Source organism: Rhizobium atlanticum (assembly GCF_030182485.1).
Lineage (GTDB): Bacteria > Pseudomonadota > Alphaproteobacteria > Rhizobiales > Rhizobiaceae > Rhizobium.
Genome location: NZ_JAQJCJ010000007.1, coordinates 138,020 through 160,149, shown reverse-complemented (window position 1 = coordinate 160,149; position 22,130 = coordinate 138,020). Strand labels below are relative to the sequence as shown.

The following is a 22,130-nucleotide window of genomic DNA, read 5'->3' as shown; positions in this document are numbered from 1 at the left end:
CAAATGCCGCATCTCAGGCGCCGGGCGATGCCGGCCCGCCTGTCAGTGCCGTGTCTCTTCATCCATATCCGGAGCCGCCCACATCTTTTCGATGTTGTAGAACTCGCGGATTTCGGGACGGAACACATGCACAATGATGTCACCCGTGTCGATCAGGATCCAGTCGCCGCCTTCCTGACCTTCGACGCGGGCCGTACCGAAGCCTTCGTCCTTGAGATCGGTGAGCAGGTGATCCGAGATCGCCAGGACGTGCCTGTTCGAGCGGCCGGAGACGACCACCATGTAGTCTCCAAGCGCCGATTTTCCGGCAATGTCGATCGTGACGATATCTTCAGCTTTGGAGTCCTCAAGGCTGGTGAGGACGGCTTCTAAGGCGCGGGCAGCGGCATCGGCGCCACGTTCCGCACTCTTCGGGACAACGGCGAGCGTTTTTCCCTTGGCGTGTACTGTTGTCAGTTTTTTCCCTTTCCTGGAATGACAAACCATGCACAACACGAGATCCGATTAAGGCCGGATCATGGTTAAGATAGGCATCAAACCATTAATGTTTCAAGACGTGCTAAGGTACAGAGCGGCCGAAAATCCGATCTGATGTCCGAAATGAAGAATATTGCCGCCGGGGCTGCTTGTGCGGTCGGTGTACAGTTTCCGTACCGCGGCGTAAAGTGCGGCAAATTCCTCGATTTTCCGATTCGATGACCGACTCAGCCGTAAAAACACCTGTTCCCGTCCTGCGAATCAGCTTCCCGAATGAGCACCGCCTCGGTCACGGCAAGATGGAGCTGCTGGAGCATATCCGCGCGACCGGGTCGATCTCGGCGGCCGGGCGGGCGATGGACATGTCCTATCGCCGCGCGTGGCTGCTCGTCAGCGAGATGAACCGGATGTTCTCAGAACAGGTGGTGGAGCCGCAGCGCGGCGGCCAGAAGGGCGGCGGCGCGGCATTGACGCCGTTCGGCGAAGAATTGCTAGCGCGGTTTCGCCGGATGGAACAGACGGTGCGGGAGAGCCTTGCCGAGGATCTCGCCTGGCTCGAAGCCAAGCGTAACCTGCTGCTTGGCGAGCACGATTGATCAGCTTTCCAGGGCAACCGTCTTGATGATGGCGAAGACGATCTTGCCGCGCCGAAGATCGAGGCGCTCGCAGGAAAGCGCGGTGATGCGGGAGAGAACGGCATCGCCGTCGCAATCGAGCCGGATTTCGACTGTTCCGTGGTCGTCCGGCGCCATGTCTTCGATTTTGCCTTCAAGAATGTTCAGCGCGCTCATGCCCTCGGGCCTTGCGGTCGCCAGCATGACATCGCGGGAAGGAATGCGGATGCGCACCGGTCTGCCTGGTGCGAGGGCGGTGCCGGGAATATGCAGCCGGTTGGATTTCAGGGCGACGATCGACAGGCGGTGGCGCGCATCGAAGCTCTCGACCCTGCCTTCGAGCAGCGCCCCCACCTCTTTCCGGTCGGAAGCCGCAGAGGGATGGCTCAATATGTCGACTGCGGGACCTGTCGCCTCCACCTTGCCGTCGTGCATGACGACGACCTGGTTTGCCAGCCGCGCCACCTCGGCGATCGCATGGCTGACATAGACGATCGGGATTTCGGTCTCATCGCGCAACCGCTCGAGATAGGGCAGGATCTCGGCCTTGCGCGCCTCGTCGAGGGCGGCAAGCGGCTCGTCCATCAGGAGCAGGCGCGGCGAGGAGAGAAGGGCACGGCCGATCGCGACCCGCTGCTTTTCGCCGCCGGAAAGTTTTGCGGGGCTGCGTCCCAACAGCGGCTCGATGCCGAGCAGGTCGATGACATGATCGAAGCTCTCGCGGTGTGCCGCCTTTGGGGCAAACCAGCGGCCGTAAGAAAGATTGGCGCGGACGCTCAGATGCGGGAACAGCCGCGCCTCCTGGAAGACATAACCGAAACGGCGGCGGTGTTTCGGGACGAAGATGCCAGCTGTCGTTTCGGTGAGGCGCTCGCCGTCAAGCACGACGCGGCCCTCATCCGGACGGGCGAGACCGGCAATGATGCGCATCAGTGAGGTTTTGCCGGAGCCGGAGCGGCCGAACAATGCGGTCACACCGCCTTCGGAGGTGAAGGCGGCGTCGAGCGCGAAGGCACCGAGCCTCTGTTTTGCCTCGACGATCAGGGTCATTCTGGATCGATCCTTCGGCCGGCGAGACGAGCGAGTAATTCGGAGGCGAGCACGGCAGCCATGGAAATGACGATGGCGACCAGCGTCAGCCGCAGCGCGCCGGCATCGCCGCCCGGCACCTGGGTGAAGGTGTAGATCGCGGACGACAGGGTCTGGGTCTCGCCGGGAATATTGGAGACGAAGGTGATTGTCGCGCCGAATTCCCCCATCGCCTTGGCGAAGGAGAGGATCATGCCGGCGATGATGCCGGGGAGCGTCAGCGGCAGCGTGATCGTCAGGAAAATCCAGACAGGGCCGGCACCGAGCGTTCCGGCCGCCTCCTCCAGCTTGCGGTCGACTGCTTCGATCGACAGGCGAATGCTGCGCACCATCAAGGGGAACGCCATGACGGCACAGGCGAGAGCCGCGCCCGTCCAGCGGAAGGAAAAGACGATGCCGAAATATTGGTCGAGCAGGCTGCCGATCGGGCCGCGGCGGCCGAAGAGGATCAAGAGAAGGAAACCGGTGACGACGGGCGGCAGGATCAGCGGCAGGTGAACGGCGCCGTTCAGCACCGATTTGCCCCAGAAGCGGCCGCGGGCCAAGAGCAGGGCAACGAGAATGCCGAAGGGCAGGCTCGCCAGCATGGCGACGATCGAGACGCGCAGGCTGAGCAGGATCGCCGTCCATTCCTCGTTGCTCAGGCCGGATATGTTCAAATGCAGTGGTCTCCCTTGAAATCCAAGGCATGATGAGGCGAGCCGAGACCAGCCCCTCATCCGCCTGCCGGCACCTTCTCCCCGCTTGCAGGGCGAAGGGGATCTACCACGGGCCTCTCCGTCCCTCGCCCACCCCTCGCAAGGCACGTCCCCGCTCCCCGCGAGCGGCGAGAGGGTTAGGGTGAGGGGCAGCTATCGGCACGCTAAGCTGTCGATGTTGATTCCGCAATCAATTCAGGCCATCACTTCAGAATGGTGAACCCCTGCCCTGTGAAGAAGGCGGCTGCCTTGTCCGATTTCAGGAAGTCGAGATAGGCTGCGGCATCCGGGTTCCTGCTCTCGGCAAGGATCGCGACCGGATAGATGATCGGTGGGTGGGAGTTGGCCGGGAAGGTGCCGACGATCGCGACATCCTTGTCGGCCGCCGCGTCGGTCTGGTAGACGATGCCATAAGGCGCTTCGCCGCGGGAGACAAGGACGAGGGCTGCGCGTACGCTTTCGGCGCCGGCGACCTTGCTTTCGACCGATGTCCAGACGCCGAGTTTTTCCAGCGCAGCCATGCCGTATTTGCCCGCGGGAACCGATTTCGGCTCACCCATGGCAAGCCTGCCCTCACCGAGCAAAGCGGCGAGATCGAAACCCTGTTTGATCTCGACCGGCTTTGCCTTGTCCTTTTCGGCCACGAGCACGATCCGGTTTCCGAGCAGGTTCGAGCGGGTGTCGGCTTTGATCAGCTTCTTATCCGCGAGGTAGTCCATCCAGTCGAGGTCGGCCGAGATGAAGATGTCGGCCGGCGCGGCGTTTTCGATCTGCTTGGCAAGAGCCCCGCTCGCCGCATAGGAGGCGACGGCTTCCTTGCCGCTCTCCTGGGTCCAAGCGGAATTGGCGGCGTCGAGCGCATTTTTGAGACTTGCCGCGGCAAACACGGTCAGCTTCTCAGCGGCTGCGGTGGGTGCCGGCAGCGCCGCGCCTATGCAGAGAGCCGCGATCGCGGCGGTTGCCAGCTTCATCCATTGGCAGCGGTTCTGCATGCATTCACTCCCCAGGTCTCGAAATATTTCTACGAATATAACGATACTCATAGTTTAGCTAGGGGATATGTCCATGAAAATATAACCCTACCGGCGGCCGGCTTATCTCTTCATGACGGGCTTGCTTTTGAGAGGTTGGTCCGTAGGCGCGCAATGAGCGGGGATGGCGATTGCCAAGTCAGCGGACCCCGCAGGGGAAAGAGTTGTTTTGCAGAGCTTGCCGATTAATGCGGCAGCATTCGACGCCTTGTGCCGCAGTATTGCGTCGGTTGCATTGCTGCATTGCACAAAATGATATTCACGTTGCCGCGGAATATGGGTATAACACATTCATCGAAACGGCTTTCTCCTCCTCCCATAGCCGTTCGACAGGATCGGCGACACTCCTCCTCCCAGTTGTCGATCGAGTTTATAAGCCCGACGGATCTCCTCCCCCGTCGGGCTTTCTCGTTTCCAGGATTTTTTCCAAAATCAACTATCTGACCGTGCCCGGCAAAGCGCCGTTGCGGATTGCCGTCGAGCTCAGGCCGGAGCGTGGGCCGTGGATGAAGGTCCAGGCCGGAGCCCGCTTCTTCCAGAGAACGCGCGCATCGTCCTCGTCGACGCGCGCGAAATCGAAGCTCCGCGTCATTTTCGAAGAGAGATAGGAGAGCGTCGCGCCCGGCCGGTCGACCACCGCGATCGGAAAGGTGCGGGCGATCTCCTGCCATTTCTGCCATTTGTGAAAGGTCTGCAGGCTGTCGGCGCCCATGATCCAAATGAAATGCACATGCGGATTGCGGGCCTTGACGCGGGCCAGCGTATTGGCGGTGTAGCTGACGCCGAGCGCCTGCTCGAAAGCGGTGACCTTGATGCGCGGATCGGCGGCGACACGCTCGCTTTCGGCAATTCGTTCGGCGAGCGGCGCGAGAAGATTGCGGCTTTTCAGCGGATTGCCGGGGGTCACCATCCACCAGAGCTGGTCGAGACCGAGCCGCTTGATGGCGATTTCGGCGACGAGCGCATGGCCCTCATGTGGCGGATTGAAAGACCCGCCGAACAGGCCGACGACCATGCCGCGCTCGCTGTGCGGCATGCGGAGATAACGTCGGTCCAGCTCTTCCGTCGTCACGTCAGGGTCGGGTCTGTCCGGCACCGCGCACCCGGTATTTGAAGGAGGTCAGTTGTTCGACACCGACGGGACCGCGGGCATGCATCTTGCCGGTGGCGATGCCGATTTCCGCGCCCATGCCGAACTCGCCGCCGTCGGCGAACTGGGTAGAAGCGTTGTGCAGCAGGATCGCCGAATCGACTTCGGTGAAAAAACGCTCGACGACGCCGGGGTCTTCGGCGATGACGGCCTCGGTGTGGTTCGAGGAGTATGTCTGGATATGGGCGATGGCACCCGATATGCCGTCGACCACGGCGACCGAGATGATCGCGTCGAGATATTCGGTCGACCAGTCCTCCTCCGTCGCGGGCTTCAGGCCGGGCGCAACCTTCAGCACCGCCGCCGAAGCGCGGATCTCGCAGCCGGCGTCGGTCAGCACCTCGAGCAGTGGCGTCAGATGCGTGCCGATCGCAGCAGCATCGACGAGCAGCGTCTCGGCCGCACCGCAGATGCCGGTGCGGCGCATCTTGGCGTTGACGACGATCTTCTTCGCCATCTCGAGATCGGCCGATGCATCGACATAGATGTGGCAGAGGCCTTCGAGATGAGCAAAGACCGGCACGCGGGCTTCGCTCTGGACGCGGGCCACCAGGCTCTTGCCGCCGCGCGGCACGATGACGTCGATTGCACCCTCGAGGCCGCGCAGCATGGCGCCGACCGCAGCGCGATCGATAACAGGAACAAGTTGGATCGCGTGCTCTGGAAGTCCTGCTACCTTCAGGCCTTCGACCATGCAGGCATGGATAGCCTGCGATGAACGGCGCGAATCCGAGCCACAGCGCAGGATGACCGCATTGCCCGCTTTCAGGCAGAGCGCCCCGGCATCGGCGGTGACGTTCGGCCGGCTTTCGAAGATGACCCCGATGACGCCGAGCGGCGTGCGGACGCGCTCGATCTTCAGGCCGTTCGGCCGGTCCCAGGCGGCGATGACTTCGCCGACCGGATCGGCAAGGGCGGCGATGGCGCGGATTCCCTCGGCCATCTCGGCAATGCGCTTTTCGTTCAGCGTCAACCGGTCGACGAAGGAGGCAAGCGTTTCGCTGCCTTCGATATCCTTCAGGTCCTTGGCGTTTTCCGCCAGGATATGCGCCCTGCTCGCCAGGATCGCGTCTGCCATGGCGTTCAGGGCCTTGTTCTTCGCCTCGGTGGACGCAAAGCCCAACGGTCGCGCGGCAGCCTTCGCCTTGCGGCCGATGTCGTTCATCAGCGCATCAATGTCAGGCCCCGGCGCAACGGTATCAAGCATAGCTCGCGTCCTTCTTCTGCCTTTCCGATTTCGGTCTGATCTGGGCGGTCATCACCATGTCGTCGCGATGGACCATGGCGGCGCGTCCGGCATAACCGAGAATGGCCGCGATCTCGGCCGATTTGCGGCCGGCGATGCGGCGGGCATCCTCGGCATCGTAGCTCGCAAGGCCGCGGGCGATCTCTCGACCGGCCGGTCCGATGATCGCTACCGTGTCGCCACGGCTGAAGAGGCCGGAAACGCTGCGCACGCCGGCGGGAAGCAAGCTCTTGCCGGCGCCGAGCGCGGTGACGGCGCCCTCGTCGACATGCAGTTCGCCCGCCGGCTGCAGCTGCCCTGCGATCCAGGTCTTGCGGGCGGTGACCGGTGTTCCCGAAGGTGCGAACCAGGAGTAGCGCGCACCGTTTTCGATCGCCGACAGAGGGCTGTCGGTCTTGCCCGACGCGATGATCATGGCGCAGCCCGACGTGGTGGCGATCTTGCCGGCATCGATCTTGGTGCGCATGCCGCCACGCGAGAGCTCGGAAGCGGCCCCTCCGGCCATCGCCTCGATTTCCGGGGTGATTTCGCCGATCGTCTCGAGGAAGGCCGCATTCGGATCGAGATGCGGCGGCGCGGTGTAGAGGCCGTCAATATCGGAAAGGAGGATGAGCAGGTCGGCGCCGGTCATCGTCGCCACACGGGCGGCAAGCCGGTCGTTGTCGCCATAGCGGATCTCGCTGGTCGCGACCGTATCGTTTTCGTTGATGATCGGCACGGCGCCGATCTTCAGGAGCTGATTGATGGTGGCGCGTGCGTTGAGATAGCGGCGGCGTTCCTCGGTATCACCGAGCGTCAGCAGGATCTGGCCGGCGACGATTTCGTGGCGCGACAGGCTCTCCGACCAGGCGCGCGCCAAGGCGATCTGGCCGACGGCGGCGGCGGCCTGGCTTTCCTCTAGCTTCAGCGCGCCGGCGGGCAGGTTGAGCACCGAGCGGCCGAGGGCGATTGCCCCCGAGGAGACGACGAGCACGTCGACCCCCTTGGCCTTCAGGCCTGCAATATCGGCGCACATCGCATCGAGCCAGGCCTTCTTCAGCCCGGCCTTACGATCGACCAGCAGGGCCGAGCCGATCTTGATGACGATGCGGCGGTAGCGGCCAAGCGGCTTACGGCTGGTCATTGGCCGCATCCTCGTCCGTGCCTTCTTCGCTGACGATCATGTCGCGATGCCGGAGCTTCGGCACCTTGGCGGGCTTTTCCTCGGCATTTTCTTCGACGATGATATCGCGCAGCGCGCGCAGAACCTCCGTCATGCCCCTGCCGGTGACAGCGGAGATCTGGAACGGCGTCTTGCCGCAGGCCTTCGCCAGCTCCTTCGTCTTCTTCTTCAGTTCGGCCTCGTCAAGCACGTCGATCTGCGACAGCGCCACGATCTCGGGCTTGTCGGTCAGCTCATTGCCATAGGCTTCGAGCTCGTGTTTGACCGTCTTATAGGCCTTGCCGACCTTTTCCTCCTGGGCGGAGACGAGATGGAGCAGCACGCGGGTGCGCTCGACATGGCCGAGGAAACGGTCGCCGATGCCGACGCCCTCATGAGCGCCTTCGATCAGGCCCGGAATATCGGCCAGGATGAACTCCCGCTCGTCAACCGTAGCAACGCCGAGATTGGGATGCAGCGTGGTGAAGGGGTAGTTGGCGATCTTCGGCCGGGCGCGGGTAACCGATGCGAGGAAGGTCGACTTGCCGGCATTGGGCAGGCCGACAAGGCCGGCATCGGCAATCAGCTTCAGCCGCAGCCAGATGGTTTTTTCCTCGCCTGGCAGGCCGGGATTGGCCCAGTCCGGGGCCTGATTGACCGAAGTTTTGAAATGGGCGTTGCCGAAGCCGCCATTGCCGCCATGGGCGAGGCAGTAACGCTGGCCTTCCTCGGTCAGGTCGCAGATCATCGTTTCCCGGTCTTCCTCGAAGATCTGGGTTCCCACGGGGACCTTCAACGTCACGTCGCTGCCATTGGCGCCGGTGCGGTTGCGGCCCATGCCATGGGTGCCGATCGTCGCCTTGAAATGCTGCTGGTAGCGGAAATCGATCAGCGTGTTGAGGCCGTTGACGGCCTCCACCCAGACATCGCCGCCGCGTCCGCCATCACCGCCATCGGGGCCGCCGAACTCGATGAATTTCTCGCGCCGGAAGGAAACGCTGCCCGCGCCACCATCTCCGGATCGGATATAGACCTTTGCTTCGTCGAGAAATTTCATTTTACTTCCAATGTTCCGTGGCAGTTGGACGGCCCGTCTTGGCCCACTCGATATAGGCGGTTCCGACGGAGGTCAAAGATTATCGTGAATTTTGTCAGCTATAACATACAGTACGGCTTCGGTCTCGACGGCCGATACGATCTGGCGCGGATCGCCCGGAGCCTCGAAGGCGCCGATGTCATCGCGCTGCAAGAAGTGACCCGCGGCTTTTCCCGCAACGGTTTTGCCGACATGGTGGCCGGGCTTTCCACCTTGTTTCCCGACCATTTCTGGGTGTATGGGCCGGCCTGCGACATACATATCGACGCGGGTGAAGGCGGCTTGCTGCCGGTGCACGGCACGCGTTTTCAGTTCGGCAATATGGTGCTGTCGCGCTGGCCGATCCTGTCGACGCGGACGCTGCTTCTGCCACGCAGCCGGACGATCGCCAAGATCAACCTGCAGCGCGGCGCAATCGAGGCGCTGATCGCCATTCCGGGCGGAGCGATCCGCGTCTACTCCGTGCATCTCGACCATGTCTCCGCCGACGAGCGCATCCGCCAGCTGCAATTCTTAAACGGGCAAGTCAACGCATTCGTCCACGAGGGCGGATCGCTGACGGGCGGTGGCGAGCTTGATCTGCCGGAGCTGCCGCTGCCCGACGAGTATATGATCATGGGCGACTTCAACATGGAGCCGGAATCGCCGGAATATTGTGCGCTTGCCGGCGCCGGCGGCGGATATTACGGCCGTGTCGCCAGGGTCGGCACCCCGGTCGACGCCTTTGCGGCGATCAAGGCTTACGGGCCGGACAGCTACAGCTGGATGGATCCTGATGATCACGGCAAACGCATGCATCTTGACTACTGCTTCGTCAGTTGCGGCCTGGAGAGCCGGTTGAAATCCGCCCGGATCGATACACAATCCCTCGGTTCCGATCATTTCCCTGTCTGGGTCGAGATCGGCGATTGACGAAGACGCCGCCGAGCCGGCGGCGTCTTCTTTTCCACTTCTTTCAGAGCATGTCCGGCACCATGCTCTGTTATGCGATCTTGCGCGGCTGCAACGCGCCCGGCTGGAGCACGGTTTCGATGTGCGACACCATTGTGTTGCGGGCGAAACAATAGATTTCGCCGCAACCCGTCATGCGGAACCCGAGCTTCTCCTGCAATCGCAGCGAAGCCGGGTTGTCGGCGAAGACACCGGAATGAACAGGCGTCTCCGGCATGCGGCGCGAGAAGCGCTCGATGATCGCCGCCACCGCCTCGCTCATATAACCGCGCCGCCAGTAGTAGCGGTTCAGCCAATAGCCGAGGTGCCAGCGGCCGTGGCGCAGTTCGATCGAGACGGCGCCGATATGGACATCGTCTTTGCCGGTGATCGCGAGCGACCAGTCCGGCAGCGTGCCTGACGTGACCGGCATCAGCCAATCCAGCGCATCCTGCCTGTCGAAGGGCGCGGGGACGCGGGAAAGCATGCGCGTCACGGCGAAATCGGCAAGCGATTCCGCGATGGCGGGGGCATCGCTCAGCCGGTGGGGGCGGAGCGTCAGCCGGGCAGTCGGGATGACCGGCGCAGGGCCGGGCATCTTCGGCCTGGTATCCGGCCTTTGCAGTGCCGACGTGCTCATGCGATGTTCCCCCAGCTTCGCAGCGACATCCAGGTCTTGCGGTCGAGCCTGTACCATTCGACAGGCACGTTGCTGCCGAGCGCCAGCGAGGCCGCGAGGCCCGATCCCTGGAACTGGAAGCCGCACTTCTGGATGACGCGGCGCGAGGCGACGTTCATCACCCGGCAGCGGGCGTCGATCTGATCGACGTCCTGACGGGTCCGGAACACCATGTCGACGAGGGCATGGCAGGCCTCGGTGGTGTAGCCCTGGTTCCAATAGGGCTCACCCAGCCAGTAACCGATCTCGACGGTCCTGCCGTCGCTGTGGGGTTCCACGCCGCAGCACCCCATGAAGGCGCCGTTTTCGGCTTTGGTGATGGCATAGACGCACTTGCCAATCTCGCCATTTCGCGAACGCCAAACAAAGTCGGCGGCATCATTGGCGGTATAGGGGTGCGGCATACGCGATACCATGGTGGCGACTTTGGCGTTGTTGGCGAGATGGGCAAGGGCGTCGATGTCTTCCTCGTGGGGCGCGCGCATGACGAGCCTTTCCGATAACAAGACAGGGCAATCGGTCCTTAACCGCTCCGGCCTCAGCCGTTCCTTGGAAGACCGCTGGTCTTCCCGGGAAGACCGTGATTGGTCAACCCTTATCAATTCGCCTTGCATGTTCAGTCCTCCTGTTTGGACAAAGAAAAAGGGGAGATGGCGCCCCATCTCCCCTGTTTTCTGGACTGAACCTGGTACGGCCAGCCGGGTCGATGAGACGCCGGCTGTTTTTGAGCGCTACCGGCTTATTCCGCTGCTTCCGCTTTCGGCATGACAGACACGTAGACGCGACCGTTGGCCTTCGTTCGGTAGTCCACATTGCCGGCGGTAAGTGCAAAGATCGTGTGATCCTTGCCCAGGCCGACGTTGGAACCGGGATGCCACTGCGTACCGCGCTGACGCACGATGATGTTGCCTGCGATGACGGCTTCGCCGCCGAACTTCTTCACGCCAAGGCGCTTGGATTCGGAATCGCGACCGTTGCGCGAGGAACCGCCAGCTTTTTTATGTGCCATTGGAGTTCTCCTTTAAACCTGAAACCCGTTGATCTTACTTGGCAGCCACGATGTCCGTGATACGGACGACTGTGTGATGCTGGCGATGGCCGCGCGAACGCTTCGAATTCTGACGACGGCGCTTCTTGAAGGCGATGACCTTCTTGCCGCGTGTCTGGTCGACGACTTCCGCCTTGACGGAGGCGCCGGCTACGAAGGGCGCACCGATCGCCGCGTCGGCGCCTTCGCCGATCACGAGGACTTCGGTGAATTCAATGGAGTCGCCAGCGGATGCTTCAAGCTTCTCGATGGTCAGCACGTCATTGGCTGCCACACGGTACTGCTTACCGCCGGTCTTGATGACTGCGAACATTTTTTATCCTTTCATGTTCGTTCCGGCGCTTCCCGCTATTTCCGCAGGTGGCCGTCTTTTTATCAGTCGAAGTTAAGCAGGGATTTCAGGGAACTAGCCCGGAACTCTGGTCTGCCGGTGAAACCCCGCGCGAGCGCGAGGCGGGCAAGGGGCGGACTACTCCACTCCTATTGCGGATGCGGGATACGCGAGTGACAGAAAGGTGTCAAGGCAAAAGGATGGAAAAGCTTGAGATTTCGGCTTGCCAACCTGTCATCTGCCCGTTATGAGAACGCCCGCGCCGAACAAGCGCCGACCAAGACCGCGGAGAGGTGGCAGAGTGGTCGAATGCACCGCACTCGAAATGCGGCATACCTGCAAGGGTATCGTGGGTTCAAATCCCACCCTCTCCGCCATAATGGTCTTTGTCCGACCCGGAGACATAGGTAACAATTTGTCCCTAAGACATGGGTGACAACCTCGTGCCGAACGGGTTGTCGATGGTTTGCAAAGTCCTCTGCTCCAGGTCGATATATCCCAGATCATAGTGCATGAAGCTGACGAGCCAAATACCATCGTCGACCTCCTTGATTCCCAGTTTCTGTCCGGCCAGCACGGTCGAGATGTTGATCTTCTTGCGGTGGATGCAGATGCGGCCGCAATGGGTCACCAGTGCGTCCCGGTCGTGGAACGGGTAATCGATCTCCGGCAGTCCGTCATAGCGGCGCGCCGATGGCGTGTAGAGGTCGACCGGCGTCTTCATCGCCAGGGCTTCATGCGGCCGCTCGGTATTGAATTCGCTGACGAACGCATCGAAGCGCGCCTGTTGCTGCAGGATATTTCTGCCAGGTGGCCGGGTCGCCTCTTTCTTCAGCGTCAGGTGCATGCGCTCATGCCGGCCATTCTCTTGCGGATGGCCCGGCCTGATGCGCTCGAGCGCGATGCCGAGCCTGAGCCACCAGACCGACAGCTTCGAGAGATTGTAGAGCCCGTTGGGGCTGGCGAACGGTAGGCCGTTGTCGCTGCGGATGGCGCGCGGCAGGCCATGTTCGGCAAACAATAAACGACGGAACGCCTCGAACACACCCACCTCCTTTGTCGATTCGAAGGCTTCACAGGCAAGCAGGTAGCGTGACGCCTGGTCTGTGACCGTCAGCGGGTAGCAGTATCGGCCGTCACCGAGCTTGAACTCGCCCTTGAAGTCGGCACACCACAGATCGTTCGGCATCAGCGCCTGTGACAACACTGTCCCCTCGGCCCGGTGCCGTTGCCGCTTGCGGGCATGGGCGACCAGCCCATGCCGGTCAAGAACGGCATGCACCGTGCTCTTCGACGGCACGCGCACATCGCCGGACAGGCGCTTCACCAAAAGCTCCCGGATCTTCCTGGTACCCCAATGCGGCTTCTCTTGTCTGAGCCGCACGATCATTGCCTCCCCCGGCTCGGGCAACTGGTTGGCGTAACGCACCGGCCGTCGAGACCGATCCGTCAGCGCCTCCAGACCATCGTCCTTGTAGCGATTGAAGATCTTGTAGCCGGTCTTGCGCGAGATGCCGAACTCCCGGCACACATCGCTCATGCCTTCGCCCTCCAGCAGCCGGGCGACGAAACGCAGACGTTCCTCCATCACCGAAGTCTCTCTCCACGGCATCAACACCTCCCGCTTCAAAAAGCAAAAAGTGTCACCCATGTCTCCGGTACGAAACGTTACCTATCTCTCAGGCCGGGCACTTGGCCAAAGGTTTTCCGCCGATCGCCTGATTTCCTTCAATCTTTGATGCTGATGCCGAAATTGGCTAGGCTACACCGAAGCCAGTTCTTCAGCTTCCTGGTGGTTGAGATCACTTGATCCTTCACCGTAGCGCCAGCAAAATTCACGCCTTTGCTCTCGGATAAGAGCTATCTGCCCACCTGCCGTGACACACTTATGGTCCACACATCTTGGCCACGCGGGGCTTCTCAATTTCAGCGGTTCTTCATCTAAAATCTCTCAGCGTCCTATCTTCTGCTCCGAATTTTCTTGTTTTCTAAGGATGCGTAACGCGAGCATGGTTCGGGGAACGTTTGTCGGTTACCAAAGGAAATGTCCGCTATTTTAACATGGAGCTCTGACGTGTTAAGAAAATCCGTTTTTTTTTACGCATCGAGTCGCACATGTTAAAACCAACCTACTCTTTGCCGGATCTCCCTAAGCTCGCCGACCTGGAAACGATCGCGGTTTTAAGGGCATTAGCTTCAGCCAACAGATCGCTCGCTGAATTAAAGGGACGAGCAGCTGCGATCCCAAACCAGGGCATTCTGATTGATACCCTTGCACTGCAAGAAGCGAAGGCAAGCTCGGAGATTGAAAATATCGTCACGACGCAAGACGAGCTCTTTCAAGCAGAACTATTCCCTGAAGGCCCAGAGTCTCCAGCCGCCAAAGAAGTTGCTCTTTATCGCGATGCACTTAAGTATGGGTTTGATCGGCTGAACCAGCTTGAAGGTCTTTTACCGAATTCAACGATCATAGGTATGTTCAGACTCCTCAAGCAGCGGGACGATGGCTTTCGACAAACACCCGGTACTGCCTTGAAAAATGATCGCACCGGAGAAATCGTCTATGTCCCGCCTCAGGATCATAAAGAGATCGTTCTCGCTATGGACAGTTTGGAGCGATTTATAAATGACGACCGGCTTTCACCGTTTGATCCGCTCATCAAAATGGCGCTGGTCCACCATCAGTTCGAAAGCATACATCCATTCCCGGATGGAAATGGACGGATAGGACGTATTTTGAACGTCCTTTATCTAACGCGTGCCGACCTGCTCGAGACTCCAATTCTCTATCTCAGCAGGGCAATTAATAATTTCAAAGAGTGAATACTACCGGCTTCTGCAACATGTGCGTGACACCGGCGAGTGGGAAGGCTGGCTGGTGTATATGCTCGAAGCGGTCAATGATACCGCTAAGACCACCCTCGATCTGATTGAAAATATTCGCGAACAAATGTCAACGACGAAGCGCAGGCTTAGAGACGAGTTCCCTAAGCTTTATTCGCAGGACCTACTAAACAACCTCTTCCGGCATCCTTACACGAGAATTGATTACGTTCAAAAGGAGCTGAATATTACACGCCAGACTGCCGCTCGCTACCTGGATACGCTCGCAGATGCTGGCTTCGTCAGCAAACATCAGAGTGGAAGAAACAACTATTATATTAATGATCGTCTCGTCGCCCTCTTTCTGAAGGTCTCCGAGTGACTGAATTCCAGGTCAGCAGCTGGCGAGCGACGGCTGCGGCGTTCCCGTGGATTATCCGACCTCACTTCATGCCTCTGCAGTAGTCTCAGGCGTAAGTGTAGTCTACACGCGTCATCGATATCAGGATCGGCTCGGAGCAACTTTATCATCTATTTGCGGTTGATTGGCGCGTTTCGCGAACTATCATCAGGATCGGATAAGGCTGGCATTCCGTCGGACCGAAACCACTCCACTTTCAGCTCATCGCCATGCCGTCCCTGATTGCTTCCAATATAACCGAGGTTTCCCATGCGCATCGCCGTCGGTGGCATTCATATCGAATGCAGCACATACAATCCCGTTCTGAATGAGGAAAAGGACTTTCGGGTGTTGCGCGGGGAGGGGCTGCTGGAATCGCCCTATTTCGCCTTTCTGAAGGATTATGATGCCGAGTTCCTGCCGACGATCCATGCCCGCGCCATTGCCGGCGGGCCGGTTTCGCGCGGCACCTATGAGGGCTTCAAGAGCGAATTCCTCGCGCGGCTGAAGTCGCTGCTACCGCTTGATGGTCTGTACCTTGCCATGCACGGCGCCATGTATGTCGAGGGCATGGAGGATGCCGAAGGCGACTGGATCGGTGCGGCCCGCGCCCTCGTCGGCGAGGAATGCACTGTCTCGGCAAGCTATGACCTGCACGGTAATGTCACCCAGCGCATCATCGATGCGCTCGACATCTACTCTACCTATCGCACCGCGCCGCATATCGATGTCGAGGAGACGATGCGCCGTTCGGTTTCCATGCTGGTCAAAAGCCTGAAAACAGGTGTGAGGCCGATCGTTCTCTGGGCGCCGATCCCGGTCGTCCTGCCCGGCGAGCGCACCAGCACGGTCGATGAGCCGGCGAAGAGCCTCTATGCCTTGCTGCCCGAGATCGATGCCATGGCGGGCGTCTGGGACGCATCGCTGATGGTCGGTTACGTCTGGGCCGACGAACCGCGCGCCACGGCCGCCGCTATCATGACCGGCACCGACCGTGCCGTGCTGGAGCGTGAGGCAAGGCGGCTCGCCAGGGCCTATTGGGATGCCCGCGAAGACTTCGTCTTCGGCTGCGAGACCGGTTCGGTCGAGGAGTGCGTTGCGAGGGCGATCGCCAGCCCGACCGCTCCCGTCGTGCTCGCCGAATCTGGCGACAACCCGACCGGCGGCGGCGTCGGAGACCGGGCCGATGTCCTGGCCGAGCTGATCGCCAAAGGTGCTGACGGCGTCCTCTTTGCCGGCATTGCCGACAAGGCGGCGACCGAAGCCTGTTACGCCGCAGGTGTCGGGGCTGAGCTTGTCCTCAGTGTCGGGGCCTCGCTCGATACCAAGGGCAGCAGACCGGTCAATGCCCGCTTTACCGTCAAATTCCTGCATGAGACCGCCGACGCCGCCGATCGGCAGGCGGTCGTTTCGATCGACGGCATCGATCTCGTGCTCTCGGCCAAACGGCGACCCTACCACAATATCGCCGATTTCACCCGGCTCGGCCTCGACCCGCACGCTGCCAAGATCATCGTCGTCAAATCGGGCTATCTCTCGCCGGAACTGGCGCCGATCGCAAACCCTAACCTGATGGCGCTGTCGGAGGGCGTGGTCGATCAGTTCGTCGAGCGCCTACCGCGGCTGCGCAAGCAGCATCCGACCTATCCCTTCGACAAGGATTTTGCCTTCGAGCCGCAGGTCTTTCTCTCCGCGCGTTCGCTGCGGGCTTAAGGTCCTACCGACCCGAACAGAGAGGATTTGGCGATGCCGACGGGCTTATGCGCGCCGCAGCTACCCCGCGCCTCATGCAAGCCTATGCAGTCGGACGATAGCGGCGCCACGTCGCAAAGCGCCTGCGAGGCTCCAAGTATTGCCTGAGATACGCTGTGCTGGTGCGGTGCGCCCCCGTGCCTTTGCTGCACCGCTTATATGACTTATGCTAGATATTATTTCACCGATAATTGTTAACGACCAATCGCCTCCGTTTGTGTTCTCTTATCCTTGCGAATCAAAAAGGTTTGATTTGCCCGGGGACGACCACCATGTTCATGCATGGGGCGGTGCAACAGTTGGGTAGGAGCCTATGCTGCAGCGGATCGAAGACATTGATGCAGCCCTCATAGACAGGTTGCAGCATTCGGCATTCAAGTACTTCCTGAAATATTCCAATCCCGAAAATGGCCTGGTGGCCGATACCTCGATCGGCGGCGTACCGGCGAGCATTGCGGCCGTCGGTTTTGCCCTTTCCTCCTATCCGGTTGCTGTCGAGCGTTGCTGGATCAGCCGCAAGGAAGCAGCCGAGCGCACGGTCAATACGCTGCGTTTCTTCGCCGAGGCGCGCCAGGGCGAAGAGCGCCATGCGACCGGCCATCGCGGCTTCTTCTACCACTTCCTCCACATGGATAGCGGCAATCGCGCCTGGAACAGCGAGCTTTCGACCATCGACACGGCGCTGCTGATCGCCGGCGTACTGACCTCAGCGCAATATTTCAATCGCGGAGACGACGAGACGGAGATCGAAATCCGTCAGCTCGCGACCTTCATCTACGAACGCGTCGACTGGCGCTGGGCGCTGAACAAGGGTGACGCCATTTCCATGGGATGGAAGCCTTCGTCGGGCTTCCTGCGCTGGCGTTATCACGGCTTCGACGAGGCGATCATCCTTTATGCGCTAGCGCTCGCCTCGCCGACGCATCCCATCCCGCAGTCGAGCTACGACGCCTTCACATCGAGCTATTCCTGGATGATGTTCGGTGACCAGCCATATCTCTATGCCGGCCCGCTTTTCATTCATCTCTTTTCGCATGCCTGGATCGATTTCCGCGGCATCCAGGACAGGCCGATGAGGGAGCGCAACTGGGACTACTTCCGCAACACCCAGGTCGTCATCAACATGCAGCGCGACTATGCCGAGCGCAATCCCGGCGGTTTCGTCGGTTACAACAGGAATGTCTGGGGCTTTACCGCCTGCGACGGCCCACCGCCCACCCGGCGCATGCGCGGCGGCCGGCAGCCGAAGGTTCTGGGTTATGCCGCACGCGGCGCGCCGCTCGGACCCGATGACGGCACGATAGCACCCTGGGCCGCACTTGCCTGCCTGCCCTATGACCGGCAGGCGGCTCTCGACGGCACCAAGACGCTGCTGACCACCTATCCGAACCTGCTGTTGGAGGGCGGCTTCCCCGGCGGCTTCAATCCGACCGTCCAGACCAAACGTCCGGAGGGTTGGGTGGACGACCGCACCGTCGGCATCGACCAGGGCCTGATCGTCATGACCGTGGAAAACGAGCGTTCCGATTTCATCTGGAAGCTGATGCGGCAATCGCCGATTATCCGCCGCGGGCTCGAGCGCGCCGGCTTTACCGGCGGCTGGCTTGAGGACATCGAGCCGCAAGAGCTGGTGCGCAGGGTCGGTTAGCGCACAAGCCGACGGAAACTGATTTTCCGGAACGGATTATGCTCAGCGATCGAAGACGTGTGCCTTGCCCGATATATCCAGGCGCACGAGATCGCCTCGCGTGGGAAGGGCGACGCTCGAGGTTTTGATCCGGATCGGCGGCAGGGCAACGCCATCGAGCGAGACGGCGACCGTGCAGACCGCGCCGCCGAACTCCACCTCGACAACCCGTCCGCCGTAGTCGCGATCGCTTTCCCCGGCAATGACGCGAATCTGCTCGGGCCGCAGCATGATTTCCGCTTTGCCCTGGCGGTTGCCTTCGACGGCGACATGGCCGAGGGCGCAGTCGGCAAGACCGTTCCGGATGATGGCCGGAAGCAGCACCGCATCGCCGAGGAACAGCGCCGTCTCGCGGTCTTTTGGATGCAGATATAGCGTTTGCGGCGAACCCGCCTGGATCAGCCGCCCTTCCCTCAGGACCGCGACCTGATCGGCAAAACTCAGTGCCTCTTCCTGATCGTGCGTCACGAGAACCGCGGTAATGCCGGCCGCCTGGAGGACGCGCGCGACAGCCTTGCGCATGTTTTCCCGCAAGCCGGTGTCGAGCGCCGAGAATGGTTCGTCGAGCAGCATCAGCCGCGGCTTGCGACCAAGCGCGCGGGCGAGCGCCACGCGCTGCTGCTGCCCGCCGGAGAGCTGGTGCGGGCGCCGCGCCAGCATGCCGCGGTCGAGCTCGACCATATCGAGCAGTTCGGCGATGCGCCGCTCACGATCGGCAGCACCCCGTTCGAAGCCGAAGCCGATATTTTCAGCCACGCTCAAGTGTGGAAACAGCGCGCCATCCTGGGAGACGATGCCGATGCCCCGCTTGTGGGCCGGCACCGCCGCCAGGCCATCGGCCAGCACGTCGCCATCCAATGTCACCCTGCCGGCATCGGCCTGCTCGAAGCCGGCGATGATGCGCAGCAGGGTCGTCTTGCCCGAGCCGGACGGGCCGATGACGGCTGTGCGGCTGCCGGCCTGGACATCGAGCGAAATATCCTTCAGCGCCTGGACAGGCCCGTAGCGCTTGCTGATGTTTTCGATCGTAAGCAGCGTCATTGGCCGGCGGTCCGTTTCGATTGCGTATAAAGCGTCAGGGTGAGCGGCAGCGACAGCACGACCATCATGACGGCGTAAGGGGCGGCGGAGACATAATCGATCTCGCTCGTCAGCGACCAGAATTTCGTCGCCAGCGTATCGACGCCGTTTGGAGAGAGCATCAGCGTCGCCGTGAGTTCATTGGTAATGCCAAGTGCGGTCAGGGCGATGCTGGCAGCGGCCCCCGGTGCGGCAAGCCGCATGGTGATCTGCCGCACAGCCTGGCCGGGGGTGCGGCCGAGGCCCATCGCGGCGCGCTCCAGCTCCACCGGCGCCTGGGCGATGCTGGCGCGCAGGCCGACCATGGCCCGGGGCAGGAAAAGCATCACATAGGCGACGAGCAGCGTTGCGAAGGTCTGATAGAGCGGCAGCACGATACGAACGGTTATCGTCACCAGCGCCAGCGCCACGACGACGCCGGGCAGCGAGCCGACATAATAGTGGCAGGCTTCGAGCAGGCGCTGAAAGCGGCCGGGCGCGCGCACGGAAAGCCAGGCCATGGGGGCTGCGGCAATCGTCGCCAGCACGCCGCCGGCCATAGCGAGCGCCATCGTCTGCAGGAAGGCGGTGCCGACTTCGATGCGCCAGATCTCGCTGCCGCCGAGATAGAGCCAGCGGCCGAGTGTCAGCAACGGCACGCCGAGCGTCAGCATCGCCAGGACAACAGGCAGCAGGATGGCCAGCCCCACGAACCAGCCGAGACGCCGGCGATCGGCCGGACGCGGCGAGCCGGAACCGACGCGGGCATAACGTTCGTTGCCGCGCAGCAGCACTTCGAGGCCAAGCAGGAAAAGGCAGCAGGCAACGAGTACACCGCCGAGCATGTTGGAGGCCGGGCTGTTGTAGGAGGATTGGAACTGGTCGACGATCGCGGTGGCGAAAGTGTCGAACCGGATCATGACGAACAGGCCGTATTCCGACAGCAGGTGCAGCGCGATCAGCAGCGACCCGCCGCAAATGGCAAACCTCAACTGCGGCAGCACGGTTCGGAAGAAGACGCGCCAGGGGTCGAGACCAAGGGAAGCGGCGGCATCCTCGATGGCCGGGTCGAGACGGCGCAACGCTGCGGCAACCGGCAGATAGAGAAAGGGATAGTAAGCGAGGACAGAAACGAAGACGCCGCTCTCAAGGCCGCGCATGCCGGGGATAAGGCTGACCCAGGCATAGCTGTGCACGAAGGCCGGTACCGCGAGCGGCGCGATCGCCAGCCAGGCCCAGAGCTTGGCGCACGGAATGTCCGTTCGTTCGGTCAGCCAGGCAAGTGTCACGGCCAGCGCGATCGACAGCGGGATGGTGATTGATTCCAAAAGAACCGTATTGATGAGGAGTTCGCCGACACGGGCCCGGAAGACGAGTGTTTTCACCGTCTCCCAGCCAACATCGTAAGTTATCCAGCCGATGAAGCCGAGCGGCACGAGACTGAAGATCGCGATGACGGTGGCGAGTAGCATCATGGGCGCGTGCGGCATGCGCCGGCGCGGCAAAAGCATTCGCGCGCGCTTCGGCGCGACCGGCGCCTCGTTGCCGGCGACGAAAAATCTGTTGTCCTGCAGCAAGGCCGATGCCTTCGTACGCTGAAAAAGGAAGGCAACCGTCTTGGAAAGACAGTTGCCCGATCCCGTCATGCCCTAAGGTTTTCTTGAGCCAAAAGCAATAGTTTTGGCTGCTGCAAGCCTGCGGCAGAAAGGCCGGAGCCTATCGCGCATAAGCGCTACGACACGTAGAGAGCCTAAATCAGACCTGCCGCTGTCATCAGTTCCACGACCTTTTTGCTGTCCAGCGTCGAGGCTTCCACCTTCGGAGCATTGAGATCGGCAAGCGGAACGAGCTTGTCATTGGAAGGGGCGTCCTTGCCGACGGCATATTCATAGGACGAGCCGTTCTTCAGAACCGCCTGGCCTGCCTTGCTGGTGACGAATTTCAGGAAAGCCTGCGCTTCCTTCATGTGCTGCGTGGACTTCAGGACGCCGCCGCCCGAAACGCTGATGAAAGCGCCCGGATCCTGATTCTTGAAGTAATGCATGCCGACATTCTTGCTGTTTTCGCCGGTCTTTGCCTGATCGCCGAACCAGTAGTAGTGATAGATGACCGCGCCTTCGACTTCACCTGAATTGACCGCCTTCATGGCAACACTGTTGCCCTTGTAGGGCGTCGCATTGTCCTTGAGACCCTTCAGCCATGCCTTGGTGGCATCTTCACCCTTCAGCTGCAGCAGCGCCGCGACGATGGCCTGAAAGTCGGCGCCGGCGGGCGATGCACCCCAGCGGCCCTTCCAGGCGGGGTCGGCGAGGTCGAGCAGCGACTTCGGCAGCTTGTCTTCGCTGAGCTTCGTCTTGTCATAGGCAAAGACGGTAGAGCGGGCGGCAATGCCGGTCCACATGCCGTCGGCCGGACGATACTGCTCCGGCACCTGATCCAGTGTTTCCTTTTCGACCGGGGCGAAGAGGCCGGCGCCGTCGACCAGCGTCATGGCCGGCGAATTCTCGGTCAGGAAAACATCGGCGGGGGATGCGTCGCCTTCCTGAATGATCTGGTTGGCGAACTGCATGTCGCCGCCCTGGCGCATGGTGACCTTGATGCCGGTCTCCTTGGTAAAGGCATCGATCCACTCGCGGCCCAGGCTTTCGTGCTGCGCATTGTAGACGACGAGACCTTCATCCTGCGCATTGGCGCTGCCTGCGAGCACCGTGGTGGAGAGAAGCGAAGCGGCGAGCGCCAGCACGTGGGAAAAACGGTTAACAGCAGTTATCATGAGGGCCTCCATGGCGATGTCACCCCAACAGGGTAAGAGGCGTATATTTTTCCTGACTGTTCATTTCAAGTTTCGTCGCTGAGAAAAAAGCATCACAAAATTTTGA

General features: G+C 61.2%; 22 protein-coding genes and 1 tRNA gene. 7 read left to right on the top strand and 16 right to left on the bottom strand.

What is annotated here, in order from left to right:
* Positions 1–42: 42 nt before the first annotated feature.
* Positions 43–486, bottom strand: a complete 444-nt coding sequence (gene rsfS, locus PH551_RS12630) for a ribosome silencing factor (RefSeq protein ID WP_085779863.1) — start codon at positions 484–486, stop codon at positions 43–45.
* 209 nt (positions 487–695) lie between these two features.
* Here rsfS and PH551_RS12625 point away from each other — a divergent pair, with 209 nt between their 5' ends.
* A complete protein-coding gene (locus tag PH551_RS12625) occupies positions 696–1,073 on the top strand; it encodes a winged helix-turn-helix domain-containing protein (RefSeq protein WP_097598295.1) in 378 nt (125 codons plus the stop codon).
* Here PH551_RS12625 and modC read toward each other — a convergent pair whose 3' ends face one another.
* From modC to obgE, 7 genes are all read right to left on the bottom strand, one after another.
* Complete coding sequence (modC, locus tag PH551_RS12620) at positions 1,074–2,141, bottom strand: molybdenum ABC transporter ATP-binding protein (protein WP_285193250.1); 1,068 nt, start codon at positions 2,139–2,141, stop codon at positions 1,074–1,076. It abuts the gene before it with no gap.
* Entirely contained in the window at positions 2,138–2,839 is a 702-nt protein-coding gene (modB, locus tag PH551_RS12615) for a molybdate ABC transporter permease subunit (RefSeq protein WP_285193249.1), read from the bottom strand. The genes modC and modB overlap by 4 nt, the downstream gene beginning before the upstream one ends.
* 242 nt (positions 2,840–3,081) lie before the next feature.
* Entirely contained in the window at positions 3,082–3,870 is a 789-nt protein-coding gene (gene modA / locus PH551_RS12610) for a molybdate ABC transporter substrate-binding protein (protein ID WP_285193248.1), read from the bottom strand.
* Positions 3,871–4,345: 475 nt separating this feature from the next.
* Entirely contained in the window at positions 4,346–4,945 is a 600-nt protein-coding gene (locus tag PH551_RS12605; protein ID WP_285193327.1) for a nicotinate-nucleotide adenylyltransferase, read from the bottom strand.
* 37 nt (positions 4,946–4,982) lie between these two features.
* Positions 4,983–6,266 (bottom strand): glutamate-5-semialdehyde dehydrogenase, encoded by a 1,284-nt coding sequence (locus PH551_RS12600; protein WP_285193247.1) that lies wholly within the window; start codon positions 6,264–6,266, stop codon positions 4,983–4,985.
* Positions 6,259–7,428: a glutamate 5-kinase gene (gene proB / locus PH551_RS12595; RefSeq protein WP_285193246.1), complete on the bottom strand. Its 1,170-nt coding sequence runs from the start codon at positions 7,426–7,428 to the stop codon at positions 6,259–6,261. The genes PH551_RS12600 and proB overlap by 8 nt, the downstream gene beginning before the upstream one ends.
* A complete protein-coding gene (obgE, locus tag PH551_RS12590) occupies positions 7,415–8,503 on the bottom strand; it encodes a GTPase ObgE (protein WP_285193245.1) in 1,089 nt (362 codons plus the stop codon). Before obgE ends, proB begins: the two co-directional genes overlap by 14 nt.
* Positions 8,504–8,587: 84 nt before the next feature.
* Here obgE and PH551_RS12585 point away from each other — a divergent pair, with 84 nt between their 5' ends.
* Entirely contained in the window at positions 8,588–9,454 is an 867-nt protein-coding gene (locus PH551_RS12585) for an endonuclease/exonuclease/phosphatase family protein (protein WP_285193244.1), read from the top strand.
* A 70-nt stretch (positions 9,455–9,524) separates the two neighbouring features.
* Here PH551_RS12585 and PH551_RS12580 read toward each other — a convergent pair whose 3' ends face one another.
* The 4 genes from PH551_RS12580 to rplU all read right to left on the bottom strand — a co-directional run bounded on the left by PH551_RS12580 (position 9,525) and on the right by rplU (position 11,512).
* Positions 9,525–10,112 (bottom strand): GNAT family N-acetyltransferase, encoded by a 588-nt coding sequence (locus PH551_RS12580; RefSeq protein WP_285193243.1) that lies wholly within the window; start codon positions 10,110–10,112, stop codon positions 9,525–9,527.
* Positions 10,109–10,765 carry a GNAT family N-acetyltransferase gene (locus tag PH551_RS12575; protein WP_285193242.1) on the bottom strand — a complete coding sequence of 219 codons (657 nt, stop codon included), beginning with the start codon at positions 10,763–10,765 and terminating at the stop codon, positions 10,109–10,111. Before PH551_RS12575 ends, PH551_RS12580 begins: the two co-directional genes overlap by 4 nt.
* Before the next feature lie 125 nt (positions 10,766–10,890).
* Positions 10,891–11,160 carry a 50S ribosomal protein L27 gene (gene rpmA, locus PH551_RS12570; protein WP_004676172.1) on the bottom strand — a complete coding sequence of 90 codons (270 nt, stop codon included), beginning with the start codon at positions 11,158–11,160 and terminating at the stop codon, positions 10,891–10,893.
* Between the two features lie 34 nt (positions 11,161–11,194).
* Complete coding sequence (gene rplU, locus PH551_RS12565) at positions 11,195–11,512, bottom strand: 50S ribosomal protein L21 (RefSeq protein WP_007824851.1); 318 nt, start codon at positions 11,510–11,512, stop codon at positions 11,195–11,197.
* Positions 11,513–11,817: 305 nt separating this feature from the next.
* On the opposite strand from rplU, the gene PH551_RS12560 reads away from it, so the two are divergent.
* Positions 11,818–11,907 (top strand) — tRNA-Ser (locus tag PH551_RS12560).
* A gap of 44 nt (positions 11,908–11,951) precedes the next feature.
* On the opposite strand, the gene PH551_RS12555 is transcribed toward PH551_RS12560, so the two are convergent.
* On the bottom strand, positions 11,952–13,142 hold the full coding sequence (locus PH551_RS12555) for an IS481 family transposase (protein ID WP_285193240.1): 1,191 nt from the start codon (positions 13,140–13,142) through the stop codon (positions 11,952–11,954).
* Positions 13,143–13,645: 503 nt separating this feature from the next.
* Between PH551_RS12555 and PH551_RS12550 the strand changes: the two genes are divergently transcribed.
* The 4 genes from PH551_RS12550 to PH551_RS12535 all read left to right on the top strand — a co-directional run bounded on the left by PH551_RS12550 (position 13,646) and on the right by PH551_RS12535 (position 18,153).
* The gene (locus tag PH551_RS12550; RefSeq protein WP_285193239.1) at positions 13,646–14,353 is read left to right on the top strand and encodes a Fic family protein; all 708 of its coding nucleotides are present in this window, start codon (positions 13,646–13,648) and stop codon (positions 14,351–14,353) included.
* A 22-nt stretch (positions 14,354–14,375) separates the two neighbouring features.
* Positions 14,376–14,735 carry a Fic family protein gene (locus PH551_RS12545; RefSeq protein ID WP_285193238.1) on the top strand — a complete coding sequence of 120 codons (360 nt, stop codon included), beginning with the start codon at positions 14,376–14,378 and terminating at the stop codon, positions 14,733–14,735.
* A 288-nt stretch (positions 14,736–15,023) separates the two neighbouring features.
* Positions 15,024–16,466 (top strand): M81 family metallopeptidase, encoded by a 1,443-nt coding sequence (locus PH551_RS12540; RefSeq protein ID WP_285193237.1) that lies wholly within the window; start codon positions 15,024–15,026, stop codon positions 16,464–16,466.
* A 352-nt stretch (positions 16,467–16,818) separates the two neighbouring features.
* Entirely contained in the window at positions 16,819–18,153 is a 1,335-nt protein-coding gene (locus PH551_RS12535) for a glucoamylase family protein (protein WP_285193236.1), read from the top strand.
* A 42-nt stretch (positions 18,154–18,195) separates the two neighbouring features.
* Here PH551_RS12535 and PH551_RS12530 read toward each other — a convergent pair whose 3' ends face one another.
* From PH551_RS12530 to PH551_RS12520, 3 genes are all read right to left on the bottom strand, one after another.
* Complete coding sequence (locus tag PH551_RS12530; protein WP_285193234.1) at positions 18,196–19,233, bottom strand: ABC transporter ATP-binding protein; 1,038 nt, start codon at positions 19,231–19,233, stop codon at positions 18,196–18,198.
* Positions 19,230–20,897 (bottom strand): ABC transporter permease, encoded by a 1,668-nt coding sequence (locus PH551_RS12525; RefSeq protein ID WP_285193233.1) that lies wholly within the window; start codon positions 20,895–20,897, stop codon positions 19,230–19,232. The genes PH551_RS12530 and PH551_RS12525 overlap by 4 nt, the downstream gene beginning before the upstream one ends.
* Positions 20,898–21,001: 104 nt before the next feature.
* Positions 21,002–22,024, bottom strand: a complete 1,023-nt coding sequence (locus tag PH551_RS12520; protein ID WP_285193232.1) for an iron ABC transporter substrate-binding protein — start codon at positions 22,022–22,024, stop codon at positions 21,002–21,004.
* Between the last annotated feature and the right edge of the window lie 106 nt (positions 22,025–22,130).